Origin of the sequence: Methyloligella solikamskensis, assembly GCF_042676065.1 — a bacterium.
Classification (GTDB): domain Bacteria; phylum Pseudomonadota; class Alphaproteobacteria; order Rhizobiales; family Methyloligellaceae; genus Methyloligella; species Methyloligella solikamskensis.
The window spans coordinates 501,406-523,701 of record NZ_JBHTJO010000001.1; the positions used below are offsets into that span (position 1 = coordinate 501,406).

General features: G+C 64.1%; 22 protein-coding genes. 8 read left to right on the forward strand and 14 right to left on the reverse strand.

Annotated elements, in window-relative coordinates; translation table 11 throughout:
- Nucleotides 1-4 precede the first annotated feature (4 nt).
- The 5 genes from ACFQ2F_RS02490 to ccmA all read right to left on the reverse strand — a co-directional run bounded on the left by ACFQ2F_RS02490 (nt 5) and on the right by ccmA (nt 3,180).
- Complete coding sequence (locus ACFQ2F_RS02490) at nt 5-619, reverse strand: DsbE family thiol:disulfide interchange protein (RefSeq protein WP_379085215.1); 615 nt, start codon at nt 617-619, stop codon at nt 5-7.
- Complete coding sequence (gene ccmD / locus ACFQ2F_RS02495) at nt 616-990, reverse strand: heme exporter protein CcmD (protein WP_379085217.1); 375 nt, start codon at nt 988-990, stop codon at nt 616-618. The genes ACFQ2F_RS02490 and ccmD overlap by 4 nt, the downstream gene beginning before the upstream one ends.
- 14 nt (nt 991-1,004) lie before the next feature.
- Nucleotides 1,005-1,763, reverse strand: coding sequence for a heme ABC transporter permease (locus ACFQ2F_RS02500; RefSeq protein ID WP_379085220.1), 759 nt, complete (start codon nt 1,761-1,763; stop codon nt 1,005-1,007).
- A 116-nt stretch (nt 1,764-1,879) separates the two neighbouring features.
- Nucleotides 1,880-2,548, reverse strand: coding sequence for a heme exporter protein CcmB (gene ccmB, locus ACFQ2F_RS02505; protein WP_379090566.1), 669 nt, complete (start codon nt 2,546-2,548; stop codon nt 1,880-1,882).
- Nucleotides 2,548-3,180: a heme ABC exporter ATP-binding protein CcmA gene (gene ccmA, locus ACFQ2F_RS02510; RefSeq protein WP_379085223.1), complete on the reverse strand. Its 633-nt coding sequence runs from the start codon at nt 3,178-3,180 to the stop codon at nt 2,548-2,550. Before ccmA ends, ccmB begins: the two co-directional genes overlap by 1 nt.
- Nucleotides 3,181-3,377: 197 nt before the next feature.
- Here ccmA and acnA point away from each other — a divergent pair, with 197 nt between their 5' ends.
- The 3 genes from acnA to ACFQ2F_RS02525 all read left to right on the forward strand — a co-directional run bounded on the left by acnA (nt 3,378) and on the right by ACFQ2F_RS02525 (nt 7,928).
- The gene (acnA, locus tag ACFQ2F_RS02515) at nt 3,378-6,074 is read left to right on the forward strand and encodes an aconitate hydratase AcnA (protein ID WP_379085226.1); all 2,697 of its coding nucleotides are present in this window, start codon (nt 3,378-3,380) and stop codon (nt 6,072-6,074) included.
- Nucleotides 6,075-6,357: 283 nt separating this feature from the next.
- A complete protein-coding gene (locus ACFQ2F_RS02520) occupies nt 6,358-7,110 on the forward strand; it encodes a DUF1223 domain-containing protein (RefSeq protein ID WP_379085229.1) in 753 nt (250 codons plus the stop codon).
- A 467-nt stretch (nt 7,111-7,577) separates the two neighbouring features.
- Nucleotides 7,578-7,928 carry a DUF2794 domain-containing protein gene (locus tag ACFQ2F_RS02525; RefSeq protein WP_379090568.1) on the forward strand — a complete coding sequence of 117 codons (351 nt, stop codon included), beginning with the start codon at nt 7,578-7,580 and terminating at the stop codon, nt 7,926-7,928.
- A gap of 214 nt (nt 7,929-8,142) precedes the next feature.
- Here ACFQ2F_RS02525 and ACFQ2F_RS02530 read toward each other — a convergent pair whose 3' ends face one another.
- From ACFQ2F_RS02530 to ACFQ2F_RS02540, 3 genes are all read right to left on the reverse strand, one after another.
- Nucleotides 8,143-8,898 (reverse strand): Bax inhibitor-1/YccA family protein, encoded by a 756-nt coding sequence (locus ACFQ2F_RS02530; protein ID WP_379085232.1) that lies wholly within the window; start codon nt 8,896-8,898, stop codon nt 8,143-8,145.
- Nucleotides 8,899-9,084: 186 nt separating this feature from the next.
- Nucleotides 9,085-11,649: an ABC transporter permease gene (locus ACFQ2F_RS02535; RefSeq protein ID WP_379085235.1), complete on the reverse strand. Its 2,565-nt coding sequence runs from the start codon at nt 11,647-11,649 to the stop codon at nt 9,085-9,087.
- Entirely contained in the window at nt 11,646-12,362 is a 717-nt protein-coding gene (locus ACFQ2F_RS02540) for an ABC transporter ATP-binding protein (RefSeq protein WP_379085238.1), read from the reverse strand. Before ACFQ2F_RS02540 ends, ACFQ2F_RS02535 begins: the two co-directional genes overlap by 4 nt.
- A gap of 65 nt (nt 12,363-12,427) precedes the next feature.
- Here ACFQ2F_RS02540 and ACFQ2F_RS02545 point away from each other — a divergent pair, with 65 nt between their 5' ends.
- From ACFQ2F_RS02545 to ACFQ2F_RS02560, 4 genes are read left to right on the forward strand one after another with little or no spacing between them, the layout of a single operon-like run.
- A complete protein-coding gene (locus ACFQ2F_RS02545) occupies nt 12,428-13,123 on the forward strand; it encodes an arylesterase (protein ID WP_379085241.1) in 696 nt (231 codons plus the stop codon).
- 26 nt (nt 13,124-13,149) lie between these two features.
- Nucleotides 13,150-13,764 (forward strand): CDP-alcohol phosphatidyltransferase family protein, encoded by a 615-nt coding sequence (locus ACFQ2F_RS02550; RefSeq protein WP_379085244.1) that lies wholly within the window; start codon nt 13,150-13,152, stop codon nt 13,762-13,764.
- A complete protein-coding gene (locus ACFQ2F_RS02555; protein WP_379085247.1) occupies nt 13,761-14,708 on the forward strand; it encodes a phosphatidate cytidylyltransferase in 948 nt (315 codons plus the stop codon). Before ACFQ2F_RS02550 ends, ACFQ2F_RS02555 begins: the two co-directional genes overlap by 4 nt.
- 10 nt (nt 14,709-14,718) lie before the next feature.
- Nucleotides 14,719-15,405, forward strand: a complete 687-nt coding sequence (locus ACFQ2F_RS02560) for a lysophospholipid acyltransferase family protein (protein ID WP_379085250.1) — start codon at nt 14,719-14,721, stop codon at nt 15,403-15,405.
- Between the two features lie 17 nt (nt 15,406-15,422).
- Here ACFQ2F_RS02560 and cydB read toward each other — a convergent pair whose 3' ends face one another.
- From cydB to ACFQ2F_RS02590, 6 genes are all read right to left on the reverse strand, one after another.
- Nucleotides 15,423-16,433 carry a cytochrome d ubiquinol oxidase subunit II gene (gene cydB, locus ACFQ2F_RS02565; protein WP_379085253.1) on the reverse strand — a complete coding sequence of 337 codons (1,011 nt, stop codon included), beginning with the start codon at nt 16,431-16,433 and terminating at the stop codon, nt 15,423-15,425.
- 10 nt (nt 16,434-16,443) lie between these two features.
- Nucleotides 16,444-17,826 carry a cytochrome ubiquinol oxidase subunit I gene (locus ACFQ2F_RS02570; protein ID WP_379085256.1) on the reverse strand — a complete coding sequence of 461 codons (1,383 nt, stop codon included), beginning with the start codon at nt 17,824-17,826 and terminating at the stop codon, nt 16,444-16,446.
- Between the two features lie 114 nt (nt 17,827-17,940).
- Nucleotides 17,941-19,368, reverse strand: a complete 1,428-nt coding sequence (locus ACFQ2F_RS02575; protein ID WP_379085259.1) for a cryptochrome/photolyase family protein — start codon at nt 19,366-19,368, stop codon at nt 17,941-17,943.
- Between the two features lie 11 nt (nt 19,369-19,379).
- Nucleotides 19,380-19,901 carry an O-acetyl-ADP-ribose deacetylase gene (locus tag ACFQ2F_RS02580; protein ID WP_379085262.1) on the reverse strand — a complete coding sequence of 174 codons (522 nt, stop codon included), beginning with the start codon at nt 19,899-19,901 and terminating at the stop codon, nt 19,380-19,382.
- 50 nt (nt 19,902-19,951) lie between these two features.
- Nucleotides 19,952-21,022, reverse strand: a complete 1,071-nt coding sequence (locus tag ACFQ2F_RS02585) for a nickel/cobalt transporter (RefSeq protein ID WP_379085265.1) — start codon at nt 21,020-21,022, stop codon at nt 19,952-19,954.
- The gene (locus ACFQ2F_RS02590) at nt 21,010-21,684 is read right to left on the reverse strand and encodes a DUF1007 family protein (RefSeq protein WP_379085268.1); all 675 of its coding nucleotides are present in this window, start codon (nt 21,682-21,684) and stop codon (nt 21,010-21,012) included. The genes ACFQ2F_RS02585 and ACFQ2F_RS02590 overlap by 13 nt, the downstream gene beginning before the upstream one ends.
- A 136-nt stretch (nt 21,685-21,820) precedes the next feature.
- Between ACFQ2F_RS02590 and ACFQ2F_RS02595 the strand changes: the two genes are divergently transcribed.
- The gene (locus ACFQ2F_RS02595) at nt 21,821-22,237 is read left to right on the forward strand and encodes a Fur family transcriptional regulator (protein WP_379085271.1); all 417 of its coding nucleotides are present in this window, start codon (nt 21,821-21,823) and stop codon (nt 22,235-22,237) included.
- Nucleotides 22,238-22,296: the final 59 nt, after the last annotated feature.

Genomic DNA, 22,296 nt, shown 5'->3' on the forward strand with positions numbered 1-22,296 from the left:
AGGACTAGGAGCCGCCGGCGGTGTCTTCGCCTGAAGCGCCGCCTGAACCCGAGGTCTTCATGCCCTTCTCTGCGATGAGCGGGAGGAGCTCCTCCTTCACCGACTTTTCGGTGAGCGGCCCGACATGGCGGTAGGCCATGTTCCCTTCAGCATCGATCACATAGGTCTCCGGCACGCCGTAGACGCCCCAGTCGATGGCCGTGCGCCCCGACCGGTCGGCGCCAACGCGCTCAAACGGGTTTCCCAGCTTGGCGAGGAAGGCGCGGGCGCTTTCCGGATCGTCCTTGTAATTGATGCCGAACAGGCGGACGCCGGGTTCTTTGGCGAGCTCCATAAGGACTGGGTGTTCCTGGCGGCATGGCCCGCACCAGGATGCCCAGACATTGACGATGGTCGGGCCGTCTTCGGCCAGATCTTCGTTATCGAAGCCCTCGCCTCCTTCGATGAGCGGCGGGAGGTCGAAGACCGGGACCGGCTTGCCGAGGAGCACTGAAGGCAAGCGATGCGGATCGCCGGCGCCAAGCGCGAACCAGAAGAGCGCAGCGAGCCCCAGAAACACGATCAGCGGCAGGGACCAGATAAGCGCGCGGCGGCGCGGTGATCCGTCTTGCTCGGTCATTTGCTTCCCCGGCTGGCGGTCCGCTTGGCGGCCTGGGTTTTCCTTGCAGGCGCCTTGCGGCTATTCGGCCCGCGTTTTGCTTGGGTCTGGGGTTTTGTCTGAGACTTGGGCGTCGGCTTGGATGTCGTCTTAGATTGCGGTTTCGCCCCCGTTTTGGAGGCTTTTGATGCCGATTCCGCAGATTTGGACACTGACTTGGTGGCGGAGCGCCTTGTAATCCCTCGGGCTTCGAGGTCGGCAAGCAGGCGGCGCTGGCGCCGGTCGGCGCCGACCACACCGATGGTGAGGCCGATCACGCACACCGCAGTCACCGCATAGGCGCTCCAGATGAACGTGGCGTGGGGGCCGAGATTAAGGGCGTTTTCGAGCATGGTCTGTCGGTCTTTTAGGCAGTCGCGGCCCGTTGGACGGCGATCTGCTGAAGGGCGTGGACGCGGCGGCTGAGGATTTCAGCGCGCATGGCCAGAAGATGCAGCAGGGTGAACAGGGCGAAGAAGCCTGCGCCCATGACGAAGAGCGGGGTCAGCAGGGAGGGATCGATGGTCGGCCCACCCATGCGAAAGACGCTCGCCGGCTGATGCAGGGTATTCCACCAATCGACGGAGAATTTGATGATGGGCAGGTTCACCGCGCCCACGAGCGCCAGAATGGCGGTGGCGCGGGCGGCCCGGCCCGGATCCTCGATAGCCTGACGGAGCGCGATCAGCCCCAGATAGAGCAGGAACAGGATCAGCATGGAGGTCAGCCGCGCATCCCACACCCAATAGGTGCCCCACATGGGCTTGCCCCACAGGGAGCCGGTGACGAGCACGATGAAGGTGAAGGTCGCGCCGATGGGGGCGGCAGCCTTGGCGGAGACGTCGGCCAGGGGGTGGCGCCAGATCAGCACGCCGAGGGCGGACAGGGCGATCAGCGCGTAGGCGAACATGGAAATCCAGGCCGACGGCACGTGGATGAACATGATCTTCACGGTCTGGCCCTGCTGATAGTCGGGCGGGGCCTGGAAGAAGGTGAGATAGAGGCCGTAGCCGATCAGCAGCACCGTGAGTCCGGCGAGCCACGGGGTGAGGGCGCTCACCAGGCTCAAGAACCGCGTCGGGTTCGCCAGGCCGCTCAGGCCGCCGGGCGGTTTGCGATCACTCATAAGGGCTGCTCGCGATAGCTTCGGAACGGGTCGGCATCCGTGCCTTTCGGATGCCTGTTTGAAGTCGATCTAAGGTGTTTGGGGCGTGGACGCAATCGGCGGCGCCTATTGGCCGCTCATCGAAGGGCCGCCCGCAAGGCCGCGGCGGCGGCAATGGGCGAGAGTACGATGCTGATCAGGCTGATGGCGCAGAGGATCAGAAACGCGCTCCAGGGGGATCCCGGACCGGTGGTGGCCGCGCTCACGGTGGAGACACCGAAGATCAGCACTGGCACGTAGAGCGGCAGGACGAGGAGCGCGATGAGAACGCCGCTGCGGCGAAGCCCCAAGGTCAGCGCGGCGCCGATGGCGGCCAGGAAGCTGACAGCGGGCGTGCCGGCCAAGAGGGAGAGCATCAGCACCCCATAGGCCTGGATGGGCAGGTTCAGGAGCAGGCCGAGGACCGGCGCCAGGAGGGCCAGGGGAATGCCCGTGGCGATCCAGTGGGCGAGGCTCTTGATTCCGGCGGCGACCTCCAGCGGAACTGGCCCGAGCATGAGGAGGTCGAGGCTCCCGTCCTCGTAGTCGTTGTGAAAGATGCGGTCGGCGGAGAGCAGGCCCGCGAGCAGCAGCGCGACCCAGAGCATGCCGGCGGCAATGCGCGACAGCAGATTGAGATCGGGGCCGAGGCCCAGAGGCGTGAGCACGATGACCGTGAAATAGAAGCCGAGCGCGGTGCCGATGGCGCCGCCTTCCCGCCAGGACAGGGCGAGGTCGCGGCGCAGCAGTGCAAGACAAGCGCGGATCATGCCATCTCTCGCGCGCGGAGATCGAGGCGGTGTGCGAAGCGAAGCGAAAGGGGCGTGTGGCTGGCGACGATGGCCATGCCGCCCGCCTTCAGATGCTCCTTGATGATGGCCGCCAGGATCTTGGTCGACGCCGCATCGAGAGAGACCGAGGGCTCGTCCAGCAGCCAGACGGGGCGGGGTGCTGCAAGCAGGCGGCATAAAGCGAGCTTCCGCTTCTGGCCGGCGGAGAGCATCCCGGCGGGGAGACTCGCGATCTCCGCGAGGCCGAAGCGGGCGAGATGGGCCTTGAGATCGTCGTCTGAGAGGTCCGGAGCGCCGTAATATTCGACCCAGAAGCGCAGATTCTCCGCGACGCTGAGGCTTGCCTTCACCCCGTTCGCGTGGCCGATATAGTGGACATGCTCGCCGAACGGCGTCTCGTCGTCTTCCGGCAAGAGCCGGACATCGCCCGTCTCGGCCGGCAGGAACCCCGCCATGAGGCGCAGCAGGCTCGTCTTGCCGGCACCGTTGGGGCCGGTGAGCAGCAAGGCCTCGCCGGCGGAAAGCGCGAAGCTCAGCCCCTCGAAAACGAGGCGCAGGCCGCGGCGGCAGGCAAGGTCTTGTGCTTCGAGGCGCTGGGGGTCGTCCATTGCACCCTAATTGGTCAGTGTCTGGCGCGTTCGTGGGCGAAAAGGCACGTGCTGTCTTCGCGCATTGTCACCCTTTCGCATGGGGCTTTATATAGAAGTTCTGGGAAAGCCAAGGGTGCGGCTCTCGGTGCCGCCTTTGCGGGGCCGATTGGCCCCATTCTTGATTGTCATTTTCATGCACGGTTTTGGGGACGCAATTGACCACTTCATCTCAAACGTCGCTCGATAGTTTCAAATCCCGCTCGACGTTGAAGCTGAAGGATCGCAGCTACCAATATTTCGATCTGAAGAAGGCCGAGGCCAACGGGCTGGACGGCATCGGCAGCCTGCCCTTTTCGCTCAAGGTGCTTCTGGAGAACCTGTTGCGTCACGAGGACGGGCGCTCGGTCACCGAAGACGATATCCGCGCCATGGCGGGCTGGGTCACCGACCGGCGGAGCGACCGGGAGATCGCGTTCCGCCCCGCCCGCGTCCTGATGCAGGATTTTACCGGCGTGCCGGCGGTGGTCGATCTGGCCGCCATGCGCGACGCCATGGCAGCACTGGGCCGTGACCCCGAACAGATCAATCCCCTGGCGCCGGTCGATTTGGTGATCGATCACTCGGTCATGGTGGATGTGTTCGGCTCGGCCAATGCGTTCTTGGAGAATGTGGAGCGGGAATACGAGCGGAACGGCGAACGCTATGCCTTCCTGCGCTGGGGCGCGGAGGCGTTCGACAATTTCCGAGTGGTGCCGCCGGGCACCGGCATCTGTCATCAGGTCAATCTGGAATATCTCGCCCAGACGGTCTGGACGAAGGAGAATGGCGAGCTCACCGCCTTCCCCGATTCTCTGGTCGGCACCGACAGCCACACCACCATGGTGAACGGGCTTTCCGTTCTGGGCTGGGGCGTTGGCGGTATCGAGGCGGAGGCCGCCATGCTCGGCCAGCCGATCTCCATGCTGATCCCTGAAGTGATCGGCTTCCGTCTGACAGGCAAGCTGCAGGAAGGCGTGACGGCCACGGATCTGGTGCTCACGGTCACCGAGATGCTGCGCCGCAAGGGCGTGGTCGGCAAGTTCGTGGAATTCTACGGCAAGGGGCTCGATCACCTGCCGCTCGAGGACCGGGCGACCATCGCCAACATGGCGCCGGAATACGGCGCGACCTGCGGTTTCTTCCCTGTCGACAAGGAGACGCTGGAGTATCTCGAAGCCACGGGCCGCAAGCGGTCCCGCATCAAGCTCGTCGAGGAATATGCCAAGACCCAAGGTCTCTATCGCGAGACAGATACGCCGGACCCTGTATTCACCGATACGCTGGAGCTCGACCTGGCGGACGTCGAGCCGTCGCTCGCCGGGCCGAAGCGGCCTCAGGACCGGGTGCCTCTGACACGCGCAGCCGAGGCTTTCGCACACGTGCTGGACGAGGAGTACGGCAAGGCGGCAGAGGCCGACAAGCGCGTGCCCGTCGAAGGCAAGAATTTCGATCTCGGCCACGGCGACGTGGTGATCGGGGCGATCACGTCCTGCACCAACACCTCGAACCCCTCGGTAATGATCGCCGCCGGGCTTTTGGCGCGCAACGCCGTGAAGAAGGGCCTGCAGACCAAGCCCTGGGTGAAGACCTCGCTGGCGCCGGGCTCTCAAGTGGTGAGCGATTATCTGAAGAAGGCCGACCTGCAGGACGATCTGGATAAGCTTGGCTTCAATCTGGTGGGCTATGGCTGCACGACCTGCATCGGCAATTCCGGGCCGCTGCCGGAGGAGATTTCCAAGACTATTCACGAGAACGGGCTGGCGGTCGCCTCTGTGCTTTCTGGCAACCGCAACTTCGAAGGCCGTGTGAACCAGGACGTGCGGGCGAACTATCTCGCCTCGCCGCCGCTGGTCGTGGCTTACGCGCTGGCCGGCAGCATCAATGTCGATCTGCTCAACGATCCGCTCGGCACCGACAAGGACGGCAAGCCGGTCTATCTGAAGGATCTGTGGCCGAGCTCCAAGGAGATCGCCAAGACCGTGCGCAAGGCCGTGAAGCGCGAGATGTTCAAGGATCGCTACGCCGACGTGTTCCGCGGCGACAAGGAATGGCGTGACATCGATTTCACGGGTGGCCGGACCTACGATTGGGACAGCAAGTCCACCTATGTGCAGAACCCGCCCTATTTCGTGGACATGGACCCGGAGCCGAAGCCGGTCACGGATATCGAGAATGCGCGCATCCTCGGCCTGTTCGGCGATTCCATCACCACGGACCACATCTCGCCGGCGGGCGCCATCAAGCAGGACAGTCCGGCCGGGCGCTATCTGCAGGAGCACGGCGTCCAGCCGATCGACTTCAACTCCTACGGCTCGCGGCGCGGCAATCACGAGGTGATGATGCGCGGCACCTTCGCCAATATCCGCATCAAGAACCAGATGGTGCCGGGTGTCGAAGGTGGCGTGACGGTGCATCATCCGTCCGGCGAGCAGATGGCGATCTACGATGCGGCCATGCGCTACGCCGATGAGAACGTGCCGCTGGTGGTGTTTGCCGGCAAGGAATACGGCACGGGCTCATCCCGCGACTGGGCGGCCAAGGGCACCCTGCTGCTCGGCGTGCGCGCGGTCATCACCGAGAGCTTCGAGCGCATCCACCGGTCGAACCTGATCGGCATGGGGGTGCTGCCTTTGATGTTCGAGCACGGCACGGACTGGAAGTCTCTGGGGCTCACGGGCGAGGAGATGGTCTCCATCGACGGGCTCGCCGATATCAGCCCGAAGCAGACCATCAACGCCAAGATCACCTATCCGAGCGGCGAGGAGCGGACCATTCCGCTGCTGGTGCGCATCGATACGGCGGACGAGCTCGACTACTACCGCAACGGCGGCATCCTGCACTTCGTGCTGCGGCAGCTCGCCAAGGCGGCCTAGGGCTTCCCATATCGCGGCGGCATCCTGATGTGCGTCGCACCTCACCTCTCCCCGGCGGGGAGAGGTCGAGCACGCAGTGCTCGGGTGAGGGGGATAAAGAACCGAGAGGGGTTGTCCCCTCACCCCAACCCTCTCCCTACAGGGGAGAGGGAGTCGCTCAGCGGCGGTGGCAAACGCTGCGCCACTAAGAGGAGCGCTTTCGTCCTGTCACTCACCCAAATGTGAATTCCGGCGCGCGGGTTGTGAGCCCACGCGCTGCATCGTTTGGGGCAGATTGCGGCTCATGAGAGCCTATCTGTCCAATCTGCTCGTGCCCCTGCTGCTGGGCCTGGCCCTGTTGTTGTCAGGGTTCTATATCGCGGCCGTTTCAGCGGCGCCGGTGAAGACCCCCGCAGTGCTGGAGCTGTTCACCAGCCAGGGCTGCTCGTCCTGCCCGCCGGCGGACCGTCTGCTCGGTCAGCTGGCCAAGCGGGACGACGTGATCGCGCTCTCCTATTCCGTCGACTACTGGGATTATCTCGGCTGGAAGGACACGCTGGGCTCGCCTGAGAACAGCGAGCGGCAGCGACGCTATGCGAGCGTGCGGGGCGACGGGCGGGTCTATACCCCGCAGATCGTCGTGAACGGTGTCGTCCATGCGGTGGGGAGCAATCCTCAGGCCGTGAGCGAGGCGATCCAATCGGCTGAGACTGAGATCGCCGACCGTAAGGTGCCGATCTCTCTAACCCGCGACGGTGACACCCTGGTCGCGTCGCTCGGCGACGGTGGCGCTGGGCGGTCTGCGACGCTTTGGGCCGGCACGGCGAAATCATCCCAGTCGGTCAAGATCGCACGGGGCGAAAATCGCGGGCGGACGGTCACCTATCATAACAATGTCCGCCAACTCGTGCCCATGGGGACATGGTCGGGCGCGGCGGGCCGTATGACAATTCCGCTCTCCAAGCTCAAGGGGAGCGACGGCGACCGCATCTTCGTGCTGCTGCAGCGTGGCGCGGGCGGGCCGATCCTCGGCGCGGCGGAGCTCTCGACGCTCTAAGCGCTATTCCTTTCAGAGAGTCCCCAACACCTCATGGCGAGGGCGTCGCATCTGCGGCGCGTCTCCAACCATGAGGCTTGTCGCCTCTCCATCATTTCCCGGAACAGTGCTCCAGAATCGAAAAACGGGCCGGCGTGAAAGCCGACCCGTTCTCCGTACTCATTCGCTGGGAGGAGCGAACTTTAGAAATGAAGTGGCCCGGTCCTAGTTGAAGACCCCGGGGGGGCTGGGGGGCTGAGATACCGAAGCCTCACTTGGACCGGGCCGAGAGGCAACAGTAGTCATCCTAGCGATTTTTGGGGCATGCCAACGGCTGAACTGGGGCAATACTGTGATTTATATTACAAATTGTTACACTTGTTTCTGTGGCCCGATCCGCTTGTGTTCGCCCGCGTTGAGCGCCATCATGACAGCTCTGTTGCAAAGGGTGAGACGGTTTGAGCGATCCCACATTCACCGTCGTGCCGTTGACCGGCGCGGGTAGGCCTCAGCCGGTTTCGAACGGCACCTCCAAGCCCAGCGAAGTTGCTTTCAACCGCTGGGAGCTTTCTCAAATCCTCAATGTCTATGGCCGGAAGGTGGCGAGCGGCGAATGGCGCGACTACGCCATCGACTTCGCCCGGGACAAGGCCGTGTTCTCGATCTTCCGGCGCACCAGCGAGGTGCCGCTCTACCGGATCGAGAAGGATCCTAAGCTGGCCCGTCGTCAGGGCGCCTATAGCGTGGTGGCCGCGACCGGTCAGATCCTGAAGCGCGGCCACGACCTGTCGCGGGTCCTGCGCGTGCTCGACAAGGGTCTGCGGCTCGTCGAGGGGTAGCTCTCAAAAAACTCGACACGTCATCCTGAGGCGCTCGGCGCGGAACGCGGCGAGCCTCGAAGGATGGGCAGGTTTATCGGGGCCACGTCTCCTTCGAGGCATGGCCGTCGGCCATGCACCTCAGGATGACGTGCTGTTGCGCCTTGTCAGCAAGCAACAAAAAAGCCCCGGAGGAGGTCCCCCGGGGCTTTGTCTTTGAGACGTCCAGTCTGGACTAGCGGCGGTCGCCGAAGAGCGACAGCAGCATCATGAACAGGTTGATGAAGTCCAGATACAGCCGCAGGGCGCCCATGATGGATTTGCGTCCGGCCACGGCGGTCGAGTCACCCTCGTAGTACATCTCCTTGATCTGCTGAGTGTCGTAGGCGGTGAGGCCTGCGAAGATCAGCACGCCGATCACGGAGATGGCGAATTGCATGGCGGACGACTGCATGAACAGGTTCACCAGCGACGCGAGGATGATGCCGATAAGGCCCATAAAGAGGAAGGAGCCCCAGCCGGAAATATCCCGCTTGGTGGTGTAGCCCCAGAGGCTCAAGCCACCGAAAGCGGCGGCCGTGATGAAGAACACCTGGGTAATGCTCTGGCCCGTATAGACCAGGAAGATCGACGCAAGCGATGCGCCCATGAGCGCGGCAAAGCCCCAGAAGGCGGCCTGCGCGGCGCCGAGGCTCATGCGCTGTATGCCCATGGAAAGCACGAACACCATGGCAAGCGGGGCAAGAATGACCACCCACTTGAAGGCGCTGTTGAACATGATGTTGCCGAACTCGGTGAGCTGGAGGCCGGCACCGGTCTGCACCACGGAGAACGAGTAGATCGCGTAGGCGACAACGCCGGTGAGCGCGACGCCGCTCGCCATGTAGTTGTAGACGCTGAGCATATAGCTGCGCAGACCCTGGTCGATCGTACCTGGTTCGGCACGGCCGGCGGTGCGCGGCTGGGCGTAGCGTCCTTCGTATTCAGCCATCGATGACTTTCCTTTCAGCCTGAGTGCCCGGGGATCGGGCGGTTCAGTGAGAAACTCTTGTGTTGCGGCAAATATGGGCGTGTTCCCATATCTGCGCAAGATGCAGTTGCGGCAAAGGTATCCGCTCTCTTTAACGAGAAAATGGCTGCTTCAGCCGCAACTGCAGGATGAATGGCGGAAAGCGGCTCATTCCGCCCGCAAATAGGGGGCCGCCTTGGCCGAAAGCACCCGCCAAATGGCGACCAGCCCGAGCCCCAGGACCAGTCCCAACGAGAGGAGGACGGTCTCCCCCGCGGCAAGTGCGGAGAAGCGGAACGGGATGTTGAACACGAAGACGCAGAGCACGAAGGCGGTGAGCGTCGCGATGGCGACGGCCGCGACCGCCACGCTGAGCGCGAGAAAGGCGAACTCAACCAGCTCGGCGGTGACGATGCGGCGGCGGGTTGCGCCGAGGGTCTTGTAGAGCACGGCGAGATATTGCCGTCGCTGCTGGCCGGAGGCGATGGCACCGGCAAGCACCACGGCGCCTATAAGAAGCGTGATGCCCGCGGTGACCTGGATGGCGGTCATAACCTGACCGATCAGCTTCTGAGCCGCATCGACCACGTCGCCCACCTTGATGGCGGTCACGAGGGGGAAGGCCTCCGAAAGGGTCTGGATCAGCTTGCCTTCCTGCTCCGGCGTGGTGCCGTCGGGGAATTCCAGGGTTGCCAGGGCCCGGTGGGGCACGCCTTTCAGGGTGCTGGGCGGGAACACCATGATGAAGTTGATGGCCAGGGACTCCCAGTCGATCTCCCGGAAGTTGGAGACGGAGGCCTCGATATTGCGGCCCAGGATGTTCACGGTGACCAGATCGCCCAGATGGAGGCCTAAGCCTTCCGCTGCCTTGTCGTCGAAGGAAACCAGCGGCGGGCCGTCATAGTCCTTCGGCCACCATTCGCCGGCGACGACTTTGGAGCCTGTCGGGACTTCGCCCGTGTAGGTGAGGCCGCGGTCGCCGTTGATCACCCATTGATACTCGGGCGAGGCCTCGATCTCTTCCACGGAGATCCCGTTCAGCCGGACGATCCGGCCGCGCAGCATAGGGGCGTCGTTCAGCTGCACGTCGGGCAGGACGGATTTGGCCGTTTCACGGAAGCGGCCGATATCGCCCGCGTCTATGTCGAGAAAATAATAGGAGGGCGCGTCGGCGGCGAGATCCCCCTGGAGCTCGGCGACGAGTGCCCGGTCGATGAGAGCGACGGCGACCAGAAGGCCGAGACCCAGCCCCAGCGAAAGCGCGACGTTGCGGGCCAGGGACCCGGGGCCGCCGATGCTGGCGAATGCGAGCGCGATGGTGGGCGGCATCTTTGGGCGAAGCTTGGCGGCTAGCACCTGCAAGCCCCAGCCGATGGCGTAAAGCAGGGCGAAGGCCGCCACGATACCTAGGCAGATCAAGCCGGTGACGATGGGCTCGCTGGAGGTTGCGACGGCGAGCGCGAACAGTGCGAAGCCGGCGAGCCCCGAGCCCACCGCGAACGGCCAGGCGGTGGTGAAGCGGTCTTCTTCCGCCAGGTGGGAGCGCATGAGCACGGCGGGCGGCACGGCGCTGGCGCGGCCCAGAGGCCAGAGCACGAACAGCGCCATGGTGAGGAGGCCGGCCCCCGCCGCCATCAGGAGCGGGATGGGATGGATTGACGTCACCAGGGTAATGGGCAAGCGGTCGGCGTAGAGCGCCGACAGGATTGCAGGGGTCGCCGCGCCGATCATCAGACCGGCAAGGATGCCGACGACGGTCAGCAGCAGCGCCTGGATCAGATAGATGCGGAGCACGAGCTTGGACGTGGCGCCCAGGCTCTTGAAGATGGCGATGACTTCGCGCTTGCGGTTCATATAGGCGTGGATTGCGTTGCCCACGCCGATGCCGCCGAGAAGCAACGCGGTGAGCCCGACGAGGCCGATGAACTGTGTGAAGCGGTCGGCGTTGCGGCGCAGGCGCGGAGCGGGATCGGTCCAGTCGTTGACCGCGAAGCCGCTCTCCGGAAAGCGCTCCTGGATCTTACCCTTGGTGGCCGCCAGCACCTCGCGGTCGGCGCCGAGCTCGCCTGGCAGGCGCAGACGGTAGGTCCAGCGGATCAGGCTGCCGGGCTGGATGAGCCCCGTCTCCTTCAACGTGTCGAGAGAGATGAGGACGCGCGGACCGTAGGCAAGGCGGTCGGCCAGGCGGTCCGGCTGGTCGCCCAGGGTGCCGGCGATGGTGACGTTGCCTTCGCCGATCACCAGCTTGTCGCCGACCTTCAGACCGAGGCGGTCAAGCAGGGTGCTCTCGACGATGGCGTTGCCGGTCGTGCGCCAAAGCGCCTTGGCGTCCTTCGGCTCCAGGATCTCGACATCGCCGAAGAGCGGAAAGGCGTCGTCGACCGCTTTGATCTCGACCAGGGCGCTCTTGTCCTTGTCGGCATGGGCCATGGCCCGGAGGCTGGCCGACTCGCTGACCTCGCCCAGCTCATTGAGGGCTTTGGCCTCTTCTTCCGTCGCCTGGCGGTGGACCAGCTCGAAGGAAAGGTCGCCGCCCACAAGCGTGCGGCCGCTATTGACCAGCGCACCGTCGAAGGCGGCGGCGAGCGAGCCGATGGCGGCGATGGAGGCGACGCCCAGGGCAATGCAGATGACAAAGACAGCAAGACCGCCGGCGCCGGAGCGGAGCTCGCGCAGGGCGATCTTGAAAGGAAGCCAGATGGAGGGATCGGCGGCTTTGACGGGTTCGCTCACGAGGCGGTGGCCTGCTCTTCGTCTTCTGCCGCGATCTGGCCGTCGGCCAGCGTCACCATGCGGCCGCAGCGCTCGGCGAGCGACCGGTCATGGGTGATGAGCAGCAAGGTCGCGCCGGTGCGCTCCTTCAGAGCGAAGAGGAGATCCATCACCTGCTGGCCGGTCTTGAGATCCAGATTGCCGGTCGGTTCGTCGGCCAGGATGAGGGACGGTCCGGGGCTCAGAGCCCGGGCAATGGCAACGCGCTGCTTCTCGCCGCCGGAAAGCTGGGCGGGAAAATGGCTCTCGCGACGGGACAGCCCTACTTCCTTCAGGGCTTCCCTCGCCACGGAAAAGGCGTCGTCCCGGTCGAGAAACTCAAGCGGGAGGGCGACATTCTCCAGGGCCGTCATGGTGGGGACGAGGTGGAAAGCCTGGAAGACAATGCCGATATGGGTGGCGCGCAGCCGCGCCAGTCCGTCTTCGTTGAGCGGCGACAGGTCGGTGCCTGCGATGCTCACCTTGCCCTTGGTCACGCGTTCCAGCCCCGCCATGACCATGAGCAGGGTGGACTTGCCGGCGCCGCTCGGACCAACGATGGCGACGGTCTCGCCGTCCGCGACGCTGAAATCGATGCCGCGCAGGATGTCGACAGGGCCGGCGCGGGAGGGCAGCGTCACGTGGACGTCCTCGAGAGCGATGGCCGGTGTGGGAGATTTGTAAGTATTTTCCATGAGCGGGCTATGAGGTGAGGATTCGCATGGGTGTCGTCAATAGAGAAGCCCAAAGAGGTGAAAACATGAAAGCTGCTTCGGCCCGTCTGGTCCTATTTGCCGCAATGCTGCTGATGGCCGCCTTGGCGCTGCCCGGCTTGGCTGTTCGGGCCGATACGACGCCTCCGGTTATCGTCGCTTTCGGTGACAGCCTGACGGCGGGGTATCAGCTGCCTCAGTCCGAAGCCTTCCCCTCCCAGCTTCAGGAAGCGCTGGAAGCGCGGGGGCAGAAGGCGGAGGTAGTGAATGCGGGCGTCTCCGGCGATACGGCGGCGGGCGGTCTGGCGCGCTTCGATTGGGCCGTGCCGGAGGGGGCCGATGCGATCATCCTGGAGCTTGGCGCCAACGATGCGCTGCGCGGTTTGAGCCCAGCTGAGACCAAGGCCTCGCTGGAGAAGATCATCAAGCAGGCCAAGGCGCGGGGGCTGCCCGTGCTGCTTGCCGGCATGGAGGCGCCGCGCAACATGGGCAAGGACTACGTGGAGGAATTCCACGCTATCTATCCGGACCTGGCGGAAGAGTACGATTTGATTTTCTACCCGTTCTTTCTCGACGGCGTCGCCATGGAGGATCAGCTGACCCTTGGCGATGGGATGCACCCGAACGGAGAGGGCGTGGCAAAGATCGTCGATGGGATCATGCCCAAGGTTGAGGAGCTCCTGGCCGAGGTGAAGGCGCGGCGCGAGGCTTCCGCGTCCGGCTCGCCCTCGCCGAAGCTCTAGGGGCGTCGCCACTCCAGGGGGAAGATTTGGCCAGCATCTACGATCTGAAGCCCAAGTTTCAGGCGCTGCTCCGGCCGCTCTGCGATTGGCTGGTGGCGAGAGGCGCGACGGCCAACGGGGTGACCCTGGCGGCGCTTGCGCTGAGCTTTGCTCATGGCGTTTGGCTCGCGGCCGCGCCCGGTGCTGTGCTGCCTCTGGTGCTCCTGCCGGTCACGCTTTTCCTGCGCATGGCGCTGAACGCCATCGACGGGATGATGGCGCGGGAGCACGGCCAGAAAAGCAAGCTGGGCGCGCTCCTCAACGAGATCTCCGACGTGGCGGCCGATGCCGCGCTCTATCTTCCTTTTGCGCTGATTCCCGGTGTCTACGGTCTGCTCGTAGTGCTGGTCGTGGTGGTCGGTATCATAAGCGAGATGACCGGCGCGCTGGGTCCCATGGTGGGGGCGGCGCGTCACTACGAGGGGCCGTTTGGCAAGAGCGATCGGGCCTTCGCCTTCGGTCTGCTGGCGGTGCTCATTGCCATCGGTCTGACCCCGGGTCTTTGGTCTACGGCCTATCTCGCGGTGCTGCTGGGGCTCGGCGTTTCCACGGTCCTGAACAGCATGCGGGCGATCCTCGCCGATGACGGAGGCTCGGCATGACCGGCCCGCTCGGGATTCCCTGGCCGGTGCTCTACGGGCTCGCCGGCATCTATGGGCTGCTGATCGTCGCAAGCATCATCGTGTTCGCGATGCGGCGGGGTGAGGTGGCCGGGCGTTATCAGGAACTGGCCGACCGGACCAAGTCCTGGTGGTGGATGATCGGCGCCTTCACCCTTTGCGTGGTGCTGAACCAGACGGTGGCGATTATCTTCCTCGGCCTGATCAGCTATCTGGCGCTCAAGGAGTATCTCTCGCTGATCCCGACGCGGCGCATCGACCGCTCAGTGCTGCTCTACGCCTATCTCGCGATCCCCATTCAGTATTACTGGGCGGCCATCGACTGGTACGGGATGTTCATCGTCTTCGTGCCGGTCTGGATGTTTCTCTTCTTCCCCATCGTCATGGCGCTGCGCGGCGAGACGGAAGGCTTTTTGCGCGCCGTCGGCACATTGAGCTGGGGGCTGATGATGACCGTCTTCACCCTCAGCCACATGGCGATGCTGCTGGTGGCCGGGGACACTGAGAACCCGGTCGCCGGCGGGCTCGGGCTCTTGCTCTTCCTGGTGGTGCTCACCCAGCTTAACGACGTGGCCCAGTATGTGTGGGGCCGCATGCTCGGCCGCCACAAGGTCACGCCGACGTTGAGCCCCAACAAGACATGGGAGGGGCTGCTCGGCGGGGTCGCCACGACCATGGTGATCGCAAGCTTTCTCGGGCCGTTCCTGACGCCCATGGACGTCACCTGGTCCGTTGCGGCGGGTGCGGTGATCGGCGTGGCCGGCTTCTTCGGCGATATCACCATCTCGGCCATGAAGCGGGATCTTGGCGTGAAGGATACGGGCGGGCTGATCCCCGGCCATGGCGGCATTCTCGACCGGGTCGACAGCCTGACCATCGCGGCGCCCGCCTTCTTCCACTTCTTCCGTTATTTCTTCTTCGCCTGAGAGGTCGCGAATGGCCCAGGAAGATTCGGGTGCTGAAAATCTCGAGAATGCGAACGTCTTCGTCCGTGGATTGCGCTGGCTGTTCTATGGGGTGCTGGTCCGGGCCCTGGTGCTGCTGGCGTTGGGCGTGACCGTGCGCAACCGTCAGCGGCTGCCAGAGAGCGGCCCGGCCATCATCGCGGCGAACCACAACTCCCATCTCGACACCATGGTGCTGATGTCGTTGTTTCCGTTGCGGCTACTGCCGAAGCTCCGTCCCGTGGCGGCGGCGGATTATTTCTGCAAGACGAAGCGGCGCGCCTGGTTCTCCCAGAACATTCTCGGGATTATCCCGGTGCCGCGGCGGACGTCAGGGGGCGCCAACCCATTGGCAGGTTGTGAGCGCGCGCTTGCACGGGGCGAGATCCTGATCCTGTTTCCGGAGGGCTCGCGGGGCGAGCCTGAGGCGCTCACGGCGTTCAAGCGGGGGATCGGACATCTCGCGAAGCTTACGCCGGACGTTCCGGTGATCCCGGTCTTCATGCATGGGCTGGGGAAGGCGCTGCCCAAGGGCTCCGCCGTGCTGGTGCCGTTCAACTGCACCGTGAGCATCGGCGAGCCCCTCTATGGCCGGGGCTCGGACGATGGCTTCGTGGAGACGCTCGAGGCGGAGATGAAATCCCTTGCCGCAGGCGAGAAGCTCCCGGTCTGGAGCTGACGCCCGAGCCTGGCGCCCTAGTGGTAGCCGTGATCCTTCACGTGCCACATCGAATAGTACGAGTAGGCCGTGTAACCGAGGATAATGGGGATCAGCGGGATCGCCCCATACAGCATGAAGAGCTGCGACTTGGGCGCGGCGGCGGCATCCCAGATCGTGACATCCGGCGGGATGACGTAGGGGAAGAGGCTGACCGCAAGGCCCGTGTAGCAGAGCAGGAAGACCACGATGGACAGCAGGAACGGAACATAGGTCCACCGCTTATCCAGCGCGTACCAGACACCGGCCACCGAGAGAGCCGTCAGGATCGGAACGGGGCTCAACATCACCATGTTGCCGGGTGAGAACCAGCGCTCTGCGATGTCCTCGTGCATCAGGGGCGTCCAGATGCTGAAGATCAGGATAAAGGCGCCCACCGCGATGATGGCCTTCTTGCCGATGCCGTAGGCCCAGTCGCGCAGTTCGTCGTCGCCCTTCATGATCAGCCAGCCGCAGGCGAGCAGAACATAGCCGGCGATAAGCGCGATTCCGGTGACCACGACGAACGGGGTCAGCCAGTCGAAGGGACCGCCCGCATAGGCGTTGTCCTTGACCTCGAAACCCTGGATGAAGCAGCCGATGGCAGCGCCCTGAACGAAGGTTGCGAGCGTGGAGCCGCCGGCGAAGGCCCAGTCCCACATCCAGCGGGAGGTGTCGGCCTTATAGCGGAATTCGAAGGCGACGCCGCGCAGGATCAGACCGCACAGCATGAGGATCAGCGGCAGATAGAGCGCCGGCAGCAGTAGCGAATAGGCCAATGGGAAGGCGGCAAGCAAACCGCCGCCGCCCAGCACGAGCCAGGTCTCGTTGCCGTCCCAGTAGGGCGCGACTGAATTCATCATGGCGTCGCGAGCGCGATGGTTCGGCGCGAAGGGGAAGAGAACACCAAGGCCGAGATCGAACCCGTCGAGCAGGACGTAGATGAACACGCCGACGGCGAGAATAGCGGCCCAGACGAGAGGCAGGATGACAGGGAGAAATTCGGTCATATCAGCTCGCTTATGGGTTTCCCGAGGCGGCGAGCGGCCGGCGGGATAGGTCGACATCCTCCTCATCCGGCTCCGGCGGCGTCTCGTCGGGGCCCCGGCGTACCAGCTTGGCCATGTAGTACATGCCGGCGCCGAAGATGAAACAATAGACGACGATGAACAGGATGAGCGTGGTCAGGATGCTGCCGCCCGGCACCGGTGAGACCGCGTCGACGGTGCGCAGGATGTTGTAGACGACCCAGGGCTGCCGGCCGACCTCGGTAACGAACCAGCCGGCGAGAACCGCGACGAAGCCAATGGGCCAGCAAATGACCATGGCGCGCAGGTACCAGCGGGTGGTGAACAGCGTTCCGCGCCACCACAGGAAGGCGCCGATAAAGCCGAGCGCGATCATAATCAGGCCGCAGCCGACCATGAGGCGGAAGGCAAAGAATGGGATGGTCGGGTCGGGCCGGTCTTCGGGCGCCCAGGATTTGAGGCCCTTGACCTCGCCGTCCCACTCATGGGTGAGGATCAGGCTGCCGAGCCCCGGCACGGCGACCTCGTAGTGGTTCTCTTCCGCCTCGGCATCCGGGATGGCGAAGAGGATCAGCGGAATGCCGCGGCCGGTCTCCCAGTGGGCTTCCAACGCCGCCACCTTGGCGGGCTGATGCTCCAGGGTGTTCAGGCCGTGCAGGTCGCCGATGACGAGCTGCATGGGTGCCATCCAGACGATCAGGCTGAGCGCCATGCCCAGCATGATCTTGCCGTGGGCGACGCTGCGGTTGCGCAGCAGATACCAGGCGCCGATGCCGCCGACGGCGAAAGCCGTGGTGAGATAGGCGGCTGTCACCATGTGGGCGAAGCGGTAGGGGAAGGACGGATTGAAGATGAGCTCCATCCAATCCCCGGCGTGCAGCACGCCGTCGATCACCTCGTAGCCCGCAGGGGTCTGCATCCAGCTATTGGCGGAGAGAATCCAGAAGGCGGAAAGAAGCGTTCCGAAGGCGACAGCAGCCGTGGCGATGAAATGCACGCCCTTGGGGACATGGTTCCAGCCGAACAGCATGATGCCGAGGAAGCCCGCTTCCAGGAAGAAGGCGGTGAGCACCTCGTAGGCGAGGAGCGGACCGAGGATGTTGCCGCCCGCATGGGACAGAACGCTCCAGTTGGTCCCGAACTCGTAGGACATCACGATGCCGGAGACGACACCCATGCCGAAAGAGACGGCAAAGATCTTCGACCAGTGCTTCGCGGTATCGAGATAGATCGCCTTGCCGGTCTTCAGCCACAGACCTTCAAGGACGAGCAGCCACATCGAGAGACCGATGGTGAAAGCTGGGAAGAGAATGTGGAAGGAAACAGTGAAGGCGAATTGGATCCGCGCCAACATGACTGGATCGAGATCGAACATTTCGTCAGCCCACCCGCTTCAACGTGCGTAAAAGTCGCCGTTTCATACGACTCAAGAATATTGTTGCACTCTACGCGTTATTGCTGCCTTCGAAAAGCGCAGGACTGACGCATGTCAGCCATTCTTCACTTTTTCATACGCGTCCAAAGACCGCTGACGGCCTTTGCTGTGCTCGATAATCGGCTTCGGATAGGTGCTGCCCAAATCAATACCAGCCTCGCTCAAAGATGAGGCGGAGGCCTCGAACGGGGCGTGGATGTCCTTGTTTTTCAGCTTCTTGAGCTCTGGCACCCAGCGGCGGATGTAGTCCCCGTCCGGATCGAATTTCTCCGACTGCAGGATCGGATTGAAGATGCGGAAATAGGGTGCGGCATCAGCGCCCGAGCCGGCCACCCATTGCCAGTTGGAGGCATTGTTGGCGAGGTCCGCGTCCACAAGCGTGTCCCAGAACCAGTCCGCGCCATCCTGCCAGGGGATCAGCAGATGCTTGGTCAGGAACGACGCGACGACCATGCGCGCACGGTTGGGCATCCAGCCGGTCTCCCAGAGCTGACGCATGGCGGCATCCACGATTGGATAGCCGGTCTCTCCGTTTTGCCAGGCTTTCAGATCCGCCTTGGATTGACGCCAGGGGAAGTCCTTGAACTGGTCTTTCAGAGGCTCGGTCGCCGTATGGGGGAAGTGGAAGAGGAGCTGGGCGCAGAACTCCCGCCAGCCGAGCTCGCTCAGGAAGCTCTCGGCTCCCTTGCCGGACGCGCCTTCGTCGGCGTGGCGAACGGCGCTGTAAACCTGCAGCGGGCTCAGCTCGCCGAAATGAAGGTGGGGCGAGAGGCGGGAGCTCGGATCGCAGTCGAGGCGGCCCCGGTCCTTCTCGTAGTCGAGCAGCTTATTGTCGATGAAACCGGCAAGCGCTTTCTTGGCGGCCTCTTCGCCGGGCGTCCAGGTCTCCCGCAAGCCGCCGGCCCAGTCGGGCTTGGTGGGGCGAAGCTTCCAATCGCCGAGATCGTCGGACCTTGCCTTGGCGAAGTCGTTCAGGCTCGGCGCACGGAGAACATCGCGGAAATGCTTCCGCTTGGCGGCTTTCCAGTACGGCGTGAAGACCTGATAGGGATCGCCGTCATTTGTAGAGACGGCGTCGGGCGAGTTGAGCAGGCGGCCTTCGTGGCGGGTGAACTCGACGCCTCGATCCTTGCAAAGCTTTTCGACAGCCTCTTCGAGAGCCCGCTCATAGGGTTCGTAGGCCGCCGCCGTGTGAATGGCGCAGGCGTCGGTTTCGTCGAGCAGCTTATTCAAGATCTCGGCCGTCTTGCCACGGCGCAGGATCAGACTTCCGTCGAGACTCTTGTCCAGGGATTCGAGACTGCCGTGAAGCCACCAGCGCGACGCCCCGCCGAGACTGAAATGGCCGGGCGCGTCGTCGTCCAGGATGAAGACGGGAAGCAGCGGACCGTCTGTCTTGGCGGCGGCGGAGAGCGCCGGATTGTCGGACAGGCGCAGGTCTCGCCTGAACCACATGATGACCGGCCGCTTCTCATCCGCCATGACGCGCTACCTCACTGTCGCTTTCTCCAGGCGGTGAGGGCCTCCTCGTGCCGCTTGGCGGATACGTCGTCGAAACAACAGAAGATCACCGTCTCGACCTTCGGGTGCTCGGCGAGGGCCTCGCCCGCAGCCTGCACTGCGATGGCCGCAGCGCGGTCGGGCGGGAAGCCGTAGATGCCGGTGGAGATGGCCGGGAAGGCGATGGAGGTGAGCCCGTGCTCATCGGCAAGCGCAATGGAATTGCGGTAGCAGGCGGCAAGAGCTTCGTCCTCGCCGCTGTCGCCGCCATGCCAGACGGGACCGACGGCGTGGATGACGTGGCGCGCCTTCAGGTCGAAACCCGGGGTGATGCGGGCCTCGCCGGTCGGGCAGCTGCCGATCTCGGCGCAGGCTTCCGCCAGCTCCGGTCCCGCTGCACGATGAATGGCGCCGCAGACCCCGCCGCCCGGCGCAAGCTGTGCGTTGGCAGCGTTCACGATGGCGTCCACATCGAGGCGGGTGATGTCGCCCTGGACGATCTCCATGTTCTTCATGACTCGATTGCACGCCGGATCGTTCCGGCGATCAAGCCGCTATCGGGAGCCTAAAAGGGCCGGGCGGGGCCGAGGGAAGCCATGAAGAGGATGGCGCCGAATAGGATGATGACGACGGACCCGCCCAGGCCGCAGACTGTCCAGACCGCCTCGCCCCAGCGGCCGCCTTCGCCGCCGAGCTTCAGGGCCAGCTCGCGGGAGAAGAGGGCGAGGATGGCGATGGCGGCGACGGTCAGCGCGGTGCCGAAGGCCATGGCGAAGGTCGCGGCGATGCCGGCCCAAAGCAGGCCCTGAGCCAGGGCGAAGACGAGCACCACGATGGCGCCGGTGCAGGGGCGGATACCGACGGAGAAGACGACGGCGGCGAGCTGCTTGAGGTTCAGGGGCTGAGCGAGCTTTTCCAGATCCGGCATATGGTGGCAGGCGTCGCAATGCTCATGGTCGTGATGGTGGTGATCATGGGAATGGCCGTGATCATGAGCGTCATCGGCAGGAGCGCTTGCGAACAGGGTTCTCAGCTGACGCACCAGGAGCCAGATTCCGACCAGGGCGATCAGGCCGTAGCTTGCCGTCTCCAGCCGCGCGGACCAGGCTTTCAACTCGAAGCCCGTCGCATTGAGCGCGACGGCGAGAAGGAGCACCAGGACGATGGCCGTGACCGCCTGTACGGCGGCGGCCAGGAACGAGACGAGGATGCCGCGCCGGGCCGTCTCCTCATTGGCGACCACGTAAGAGGTGATGATCGTCTTGCCGTGTCCGGGCCCGGCGGCGTGGAGCACGCCATAGCCGAAGCTCAAACCGGCCAGCACAAGAGCGGCATAGAATGGATTGCCGTCCCGCAAATCCTTGATCGCCGTGGCGAGCTCGCGTTGCAGCTTCTGCTGCTGCTCGGTGATCCAGCCGATGAAGCCGCCGAAACGGGATTGATACTCCGGGACAGCCGCATTCGGCTTTGGCGCGGCGCGCTCGCCGAAGGCGGAGGGCGGAGAGGCGCTGCGCTCTTGGGACGAGCCGAAGGCCGAAGGCGGGGATTGCTGAGCGAGGGCGCCGTTTGCGCCAAGGCTCAGGACGGCCAGCAGCGCGATCGCGCATGCCCGCCACCAAGCAATCAGCTTTTGCATGAAAGAACGGCGGTCTGGGCGAATTGCGAGCCGTAGGTGCTGTCGGGGCCGAGCTGGCTGAAGAAGGCTTCGGTCAGGGCGTCGGACTCGGGATCGGTCAGGGGCGCCTTGAGATTGGCCTGGCAGCCCGCCGGCGCGCCCGCCATTTTGAGCGGGTCCTTTTCGGCAAACGAGAAGGCCACGAAGAAGGTCGGGTCGTAGACCTCGACCTTCACCTCATCGGAATCAGCCGCCACCGGCTGCTTCAGGGGCAGCGTGAAATTCAGAACGACGATGCCGTCCTTATACTCGACCGAATAGTCGATGGGATCGCTCAAGGTCACGCTGTCGCCCTTGGCGGAGACGAAGGTGAAGTAGTCGAACTCGTTCAGAGAGTTCACGTTGACCTCAGCCAGGGGCTTCAGCTCTTCGGCCGTGTATTCTCCGTCGCCATCCGTATCGAGGCCCTGGACGGCCATGGCGCTGTAGAACTCGTCGAAGGTCCAGCGGTGGCGGATCGCCTGAAGCTTGCCGTCATCGCCGATGACCAGCTCCGACTGAACGCTCGTCCAGACATGGGGGTGAGCCTCTGCGCCCGCCGGCAGCAGGAGCGCGCAGGGCGCCATTGCGGCGCAAGCGATGCGTGCGCGATATGCAAGCAGGTTGGCGATGTGGGACGTCATGGCGAAATCGTCTTCCCCGAAAGAGTCGCCCTAAGATCACCGACGATTGTGGAGAAACTGCGTTGCCCGCGCAGCTCAAACCATCGATTGACGACGCTCGAATTGATACATTATATCATTTTTCAGGAGGCGCGCCATGGCTACGAAACATCAGCACGATCACGCGGAAGACGAGCTCTCGGCCAATGAGGCCCGGGTGCTGAAGACCTTGCGCGAGTCCAAGGAGCCCATGAGCGCCTATGCGATCCTCGATCAGGTGCGGCCTTCTGGGATCTCCCATCCGCCGACGGTCTATCGGGCGCTTGCCGGGCTGGAATCCCTGGGCATGGTGCACCGGCTGAAATCCTTGAGCGCCTTCGTGGCCTGCGGCCGTGGGCGCTGCGGCGGACATTTTGCGTTCGCCTTCTGCCGGAATTGCCAGCGGGTGGAGGAGATCTCCTTGGACGACGCCCATTACGACGATCTTCTGAAGCTGGTGCCGAAAGACATTCATGTAGAGCAGGCGACGCTGGAATTCGCCGGGCTTTGCAGTGCCTGCCAGGCCGCTGCGTAACCTTTCGCGGCCCGTGACGATTTCAGCTTGAGGTAAGGACCCCCATGGCGAGGAGAGAG

What these genes read in the sequence shown, in the direction of transcription:
- ACFQ2F_RS02520 (WP_379085229.1), top strand. Translation starts at nt 6,358, where the DNA reads ATGAGAGCCTATCTGTCCAATCTGCTCGTGCCCCTGCTGCTGGGCCTG.
- ACFQ2F_RS02585 (WP_379085265.1), bottom strand. Translation starts at nt 21,022, where the DNA reads ATGCAAAAGCTGATTGCTTGGTGGCGGGCATGCGCGATCGCGCTGCTG.
- ACFQ2F_RS02545 (WP_379085241.1), top strand. Translation starts at nt 12,428, where the DNA reads ATGAAAGCTGCTTCGGCCCGTCTGGTCCTATTTGCCGCAATGCTGCTG.
- ACFQ2F_RS02595 (WP_379085271.1), top strand. Translation starts at nt 21,821, where the DNA reads ATGGCTACGAAACATCAGCACGATCACGCGGAAGACGAGCTCTCGGCC.
- ACFQ2F_RS02530 (WP_379085232.1), bottom strand. Translation starts at nt 8,898, where the DNA reads ATGGCTGAATACGAAGGACGCTACGCCCAGCCGCGCACCGCCGGCCGT.
- ACFQ2F_RS02555 (WP_379085247.1), top strand. Translation starts at nt 13,761, where the DNA reads ATGACCGGCCCGCTCGGGATTCCCTGGCCGGTGCTCTACGGGCTCGCC.
- ACFQ2F_RS02560 (WP_379085250.1), top strand. Translation starts at nt 14,719, where the DNA reads ATGGCCCAGGAAGATTCGGGTGCTGAAAATCTCGAGAATGCGAACGTC.
- ACFQ2F_RS02500 (WP_379085220.1), bottom strand. Translation starts at nt 1,763, where the DNA reads ATGAGTGATCGCAAACCGCCCGGCGGCCTGAGCGGCCTGGCGAACCCG.
- ACFQ2F_RS02590 (WP_379085268.1), bottom strand. Translation starts at nt 21,684, where the DNA reads ATGACGTCCCACATCGCCAACCTGCTTGCATATCGCGCACGCATCGCT.
- ACFQ2F_RS02580 (WP_379085262.1), bottom strand. Translation starts at nt 19,901, where the DNA reads ATGAAGAACATGGAGATCGTCCAGGGCGACATCACCCGCCTCGATGTG.
- ccmD (WP_379085217.1), bottom strand. Translation starts at nt 990, where the DNA reads ATGCTCGAAAACGCCCTTAATCTCGGCCCCCACGCCACGTTCATCTGG.
- cydB (WP_379085253.1), bottom strand. Translation starts at nt 16,433, where the DNA reads ATGACCGAATTTCTCCCTGTCATCCTGCCTCTCGTCTGGGCCGCTATT.
- ccmA (WP_379085223.1), bottom strand. Translation starts at nt 3,180, where the DNA reads ATGGACGACCCCCAGCGCCTCGAAGCACAAGACCTTGCCTGCCGCCGC.
- ACFQ2F_RS02570 (WP_379085256.1), bottom strand. Translation starts at nt 17,826, where the DNA reads ATGTTCGATCTCGATCCAGTCATGTTGGCGCGGATCCAATTCGCCTTC.
- ACFQ2F_RS02490 (WP_379085215.1), bottom strand. Translation starts at nt 619, where the DNA reads ATGACCGAGCAAGACGGATCACCGCGCCGCCGCGCGCTTATCTGGTCC.
- ACFQ2F_RS02540 (WP_379085238.1), bottom strand. Translation starts at nt 12,362, where the DNA reads ATGGAAAATACTTACAAATCTCCCACACCGGCCATCGCTCTCGAGGAC.
- ACFQ2F_RS02575 (WP_379085259.1), bottom strand. Translation starts at nt 19,368, where the DNA reads ATGGCGGATGAGAAGCGGCCGGTCATCATGTGGTTCAGGCGAGACCTG.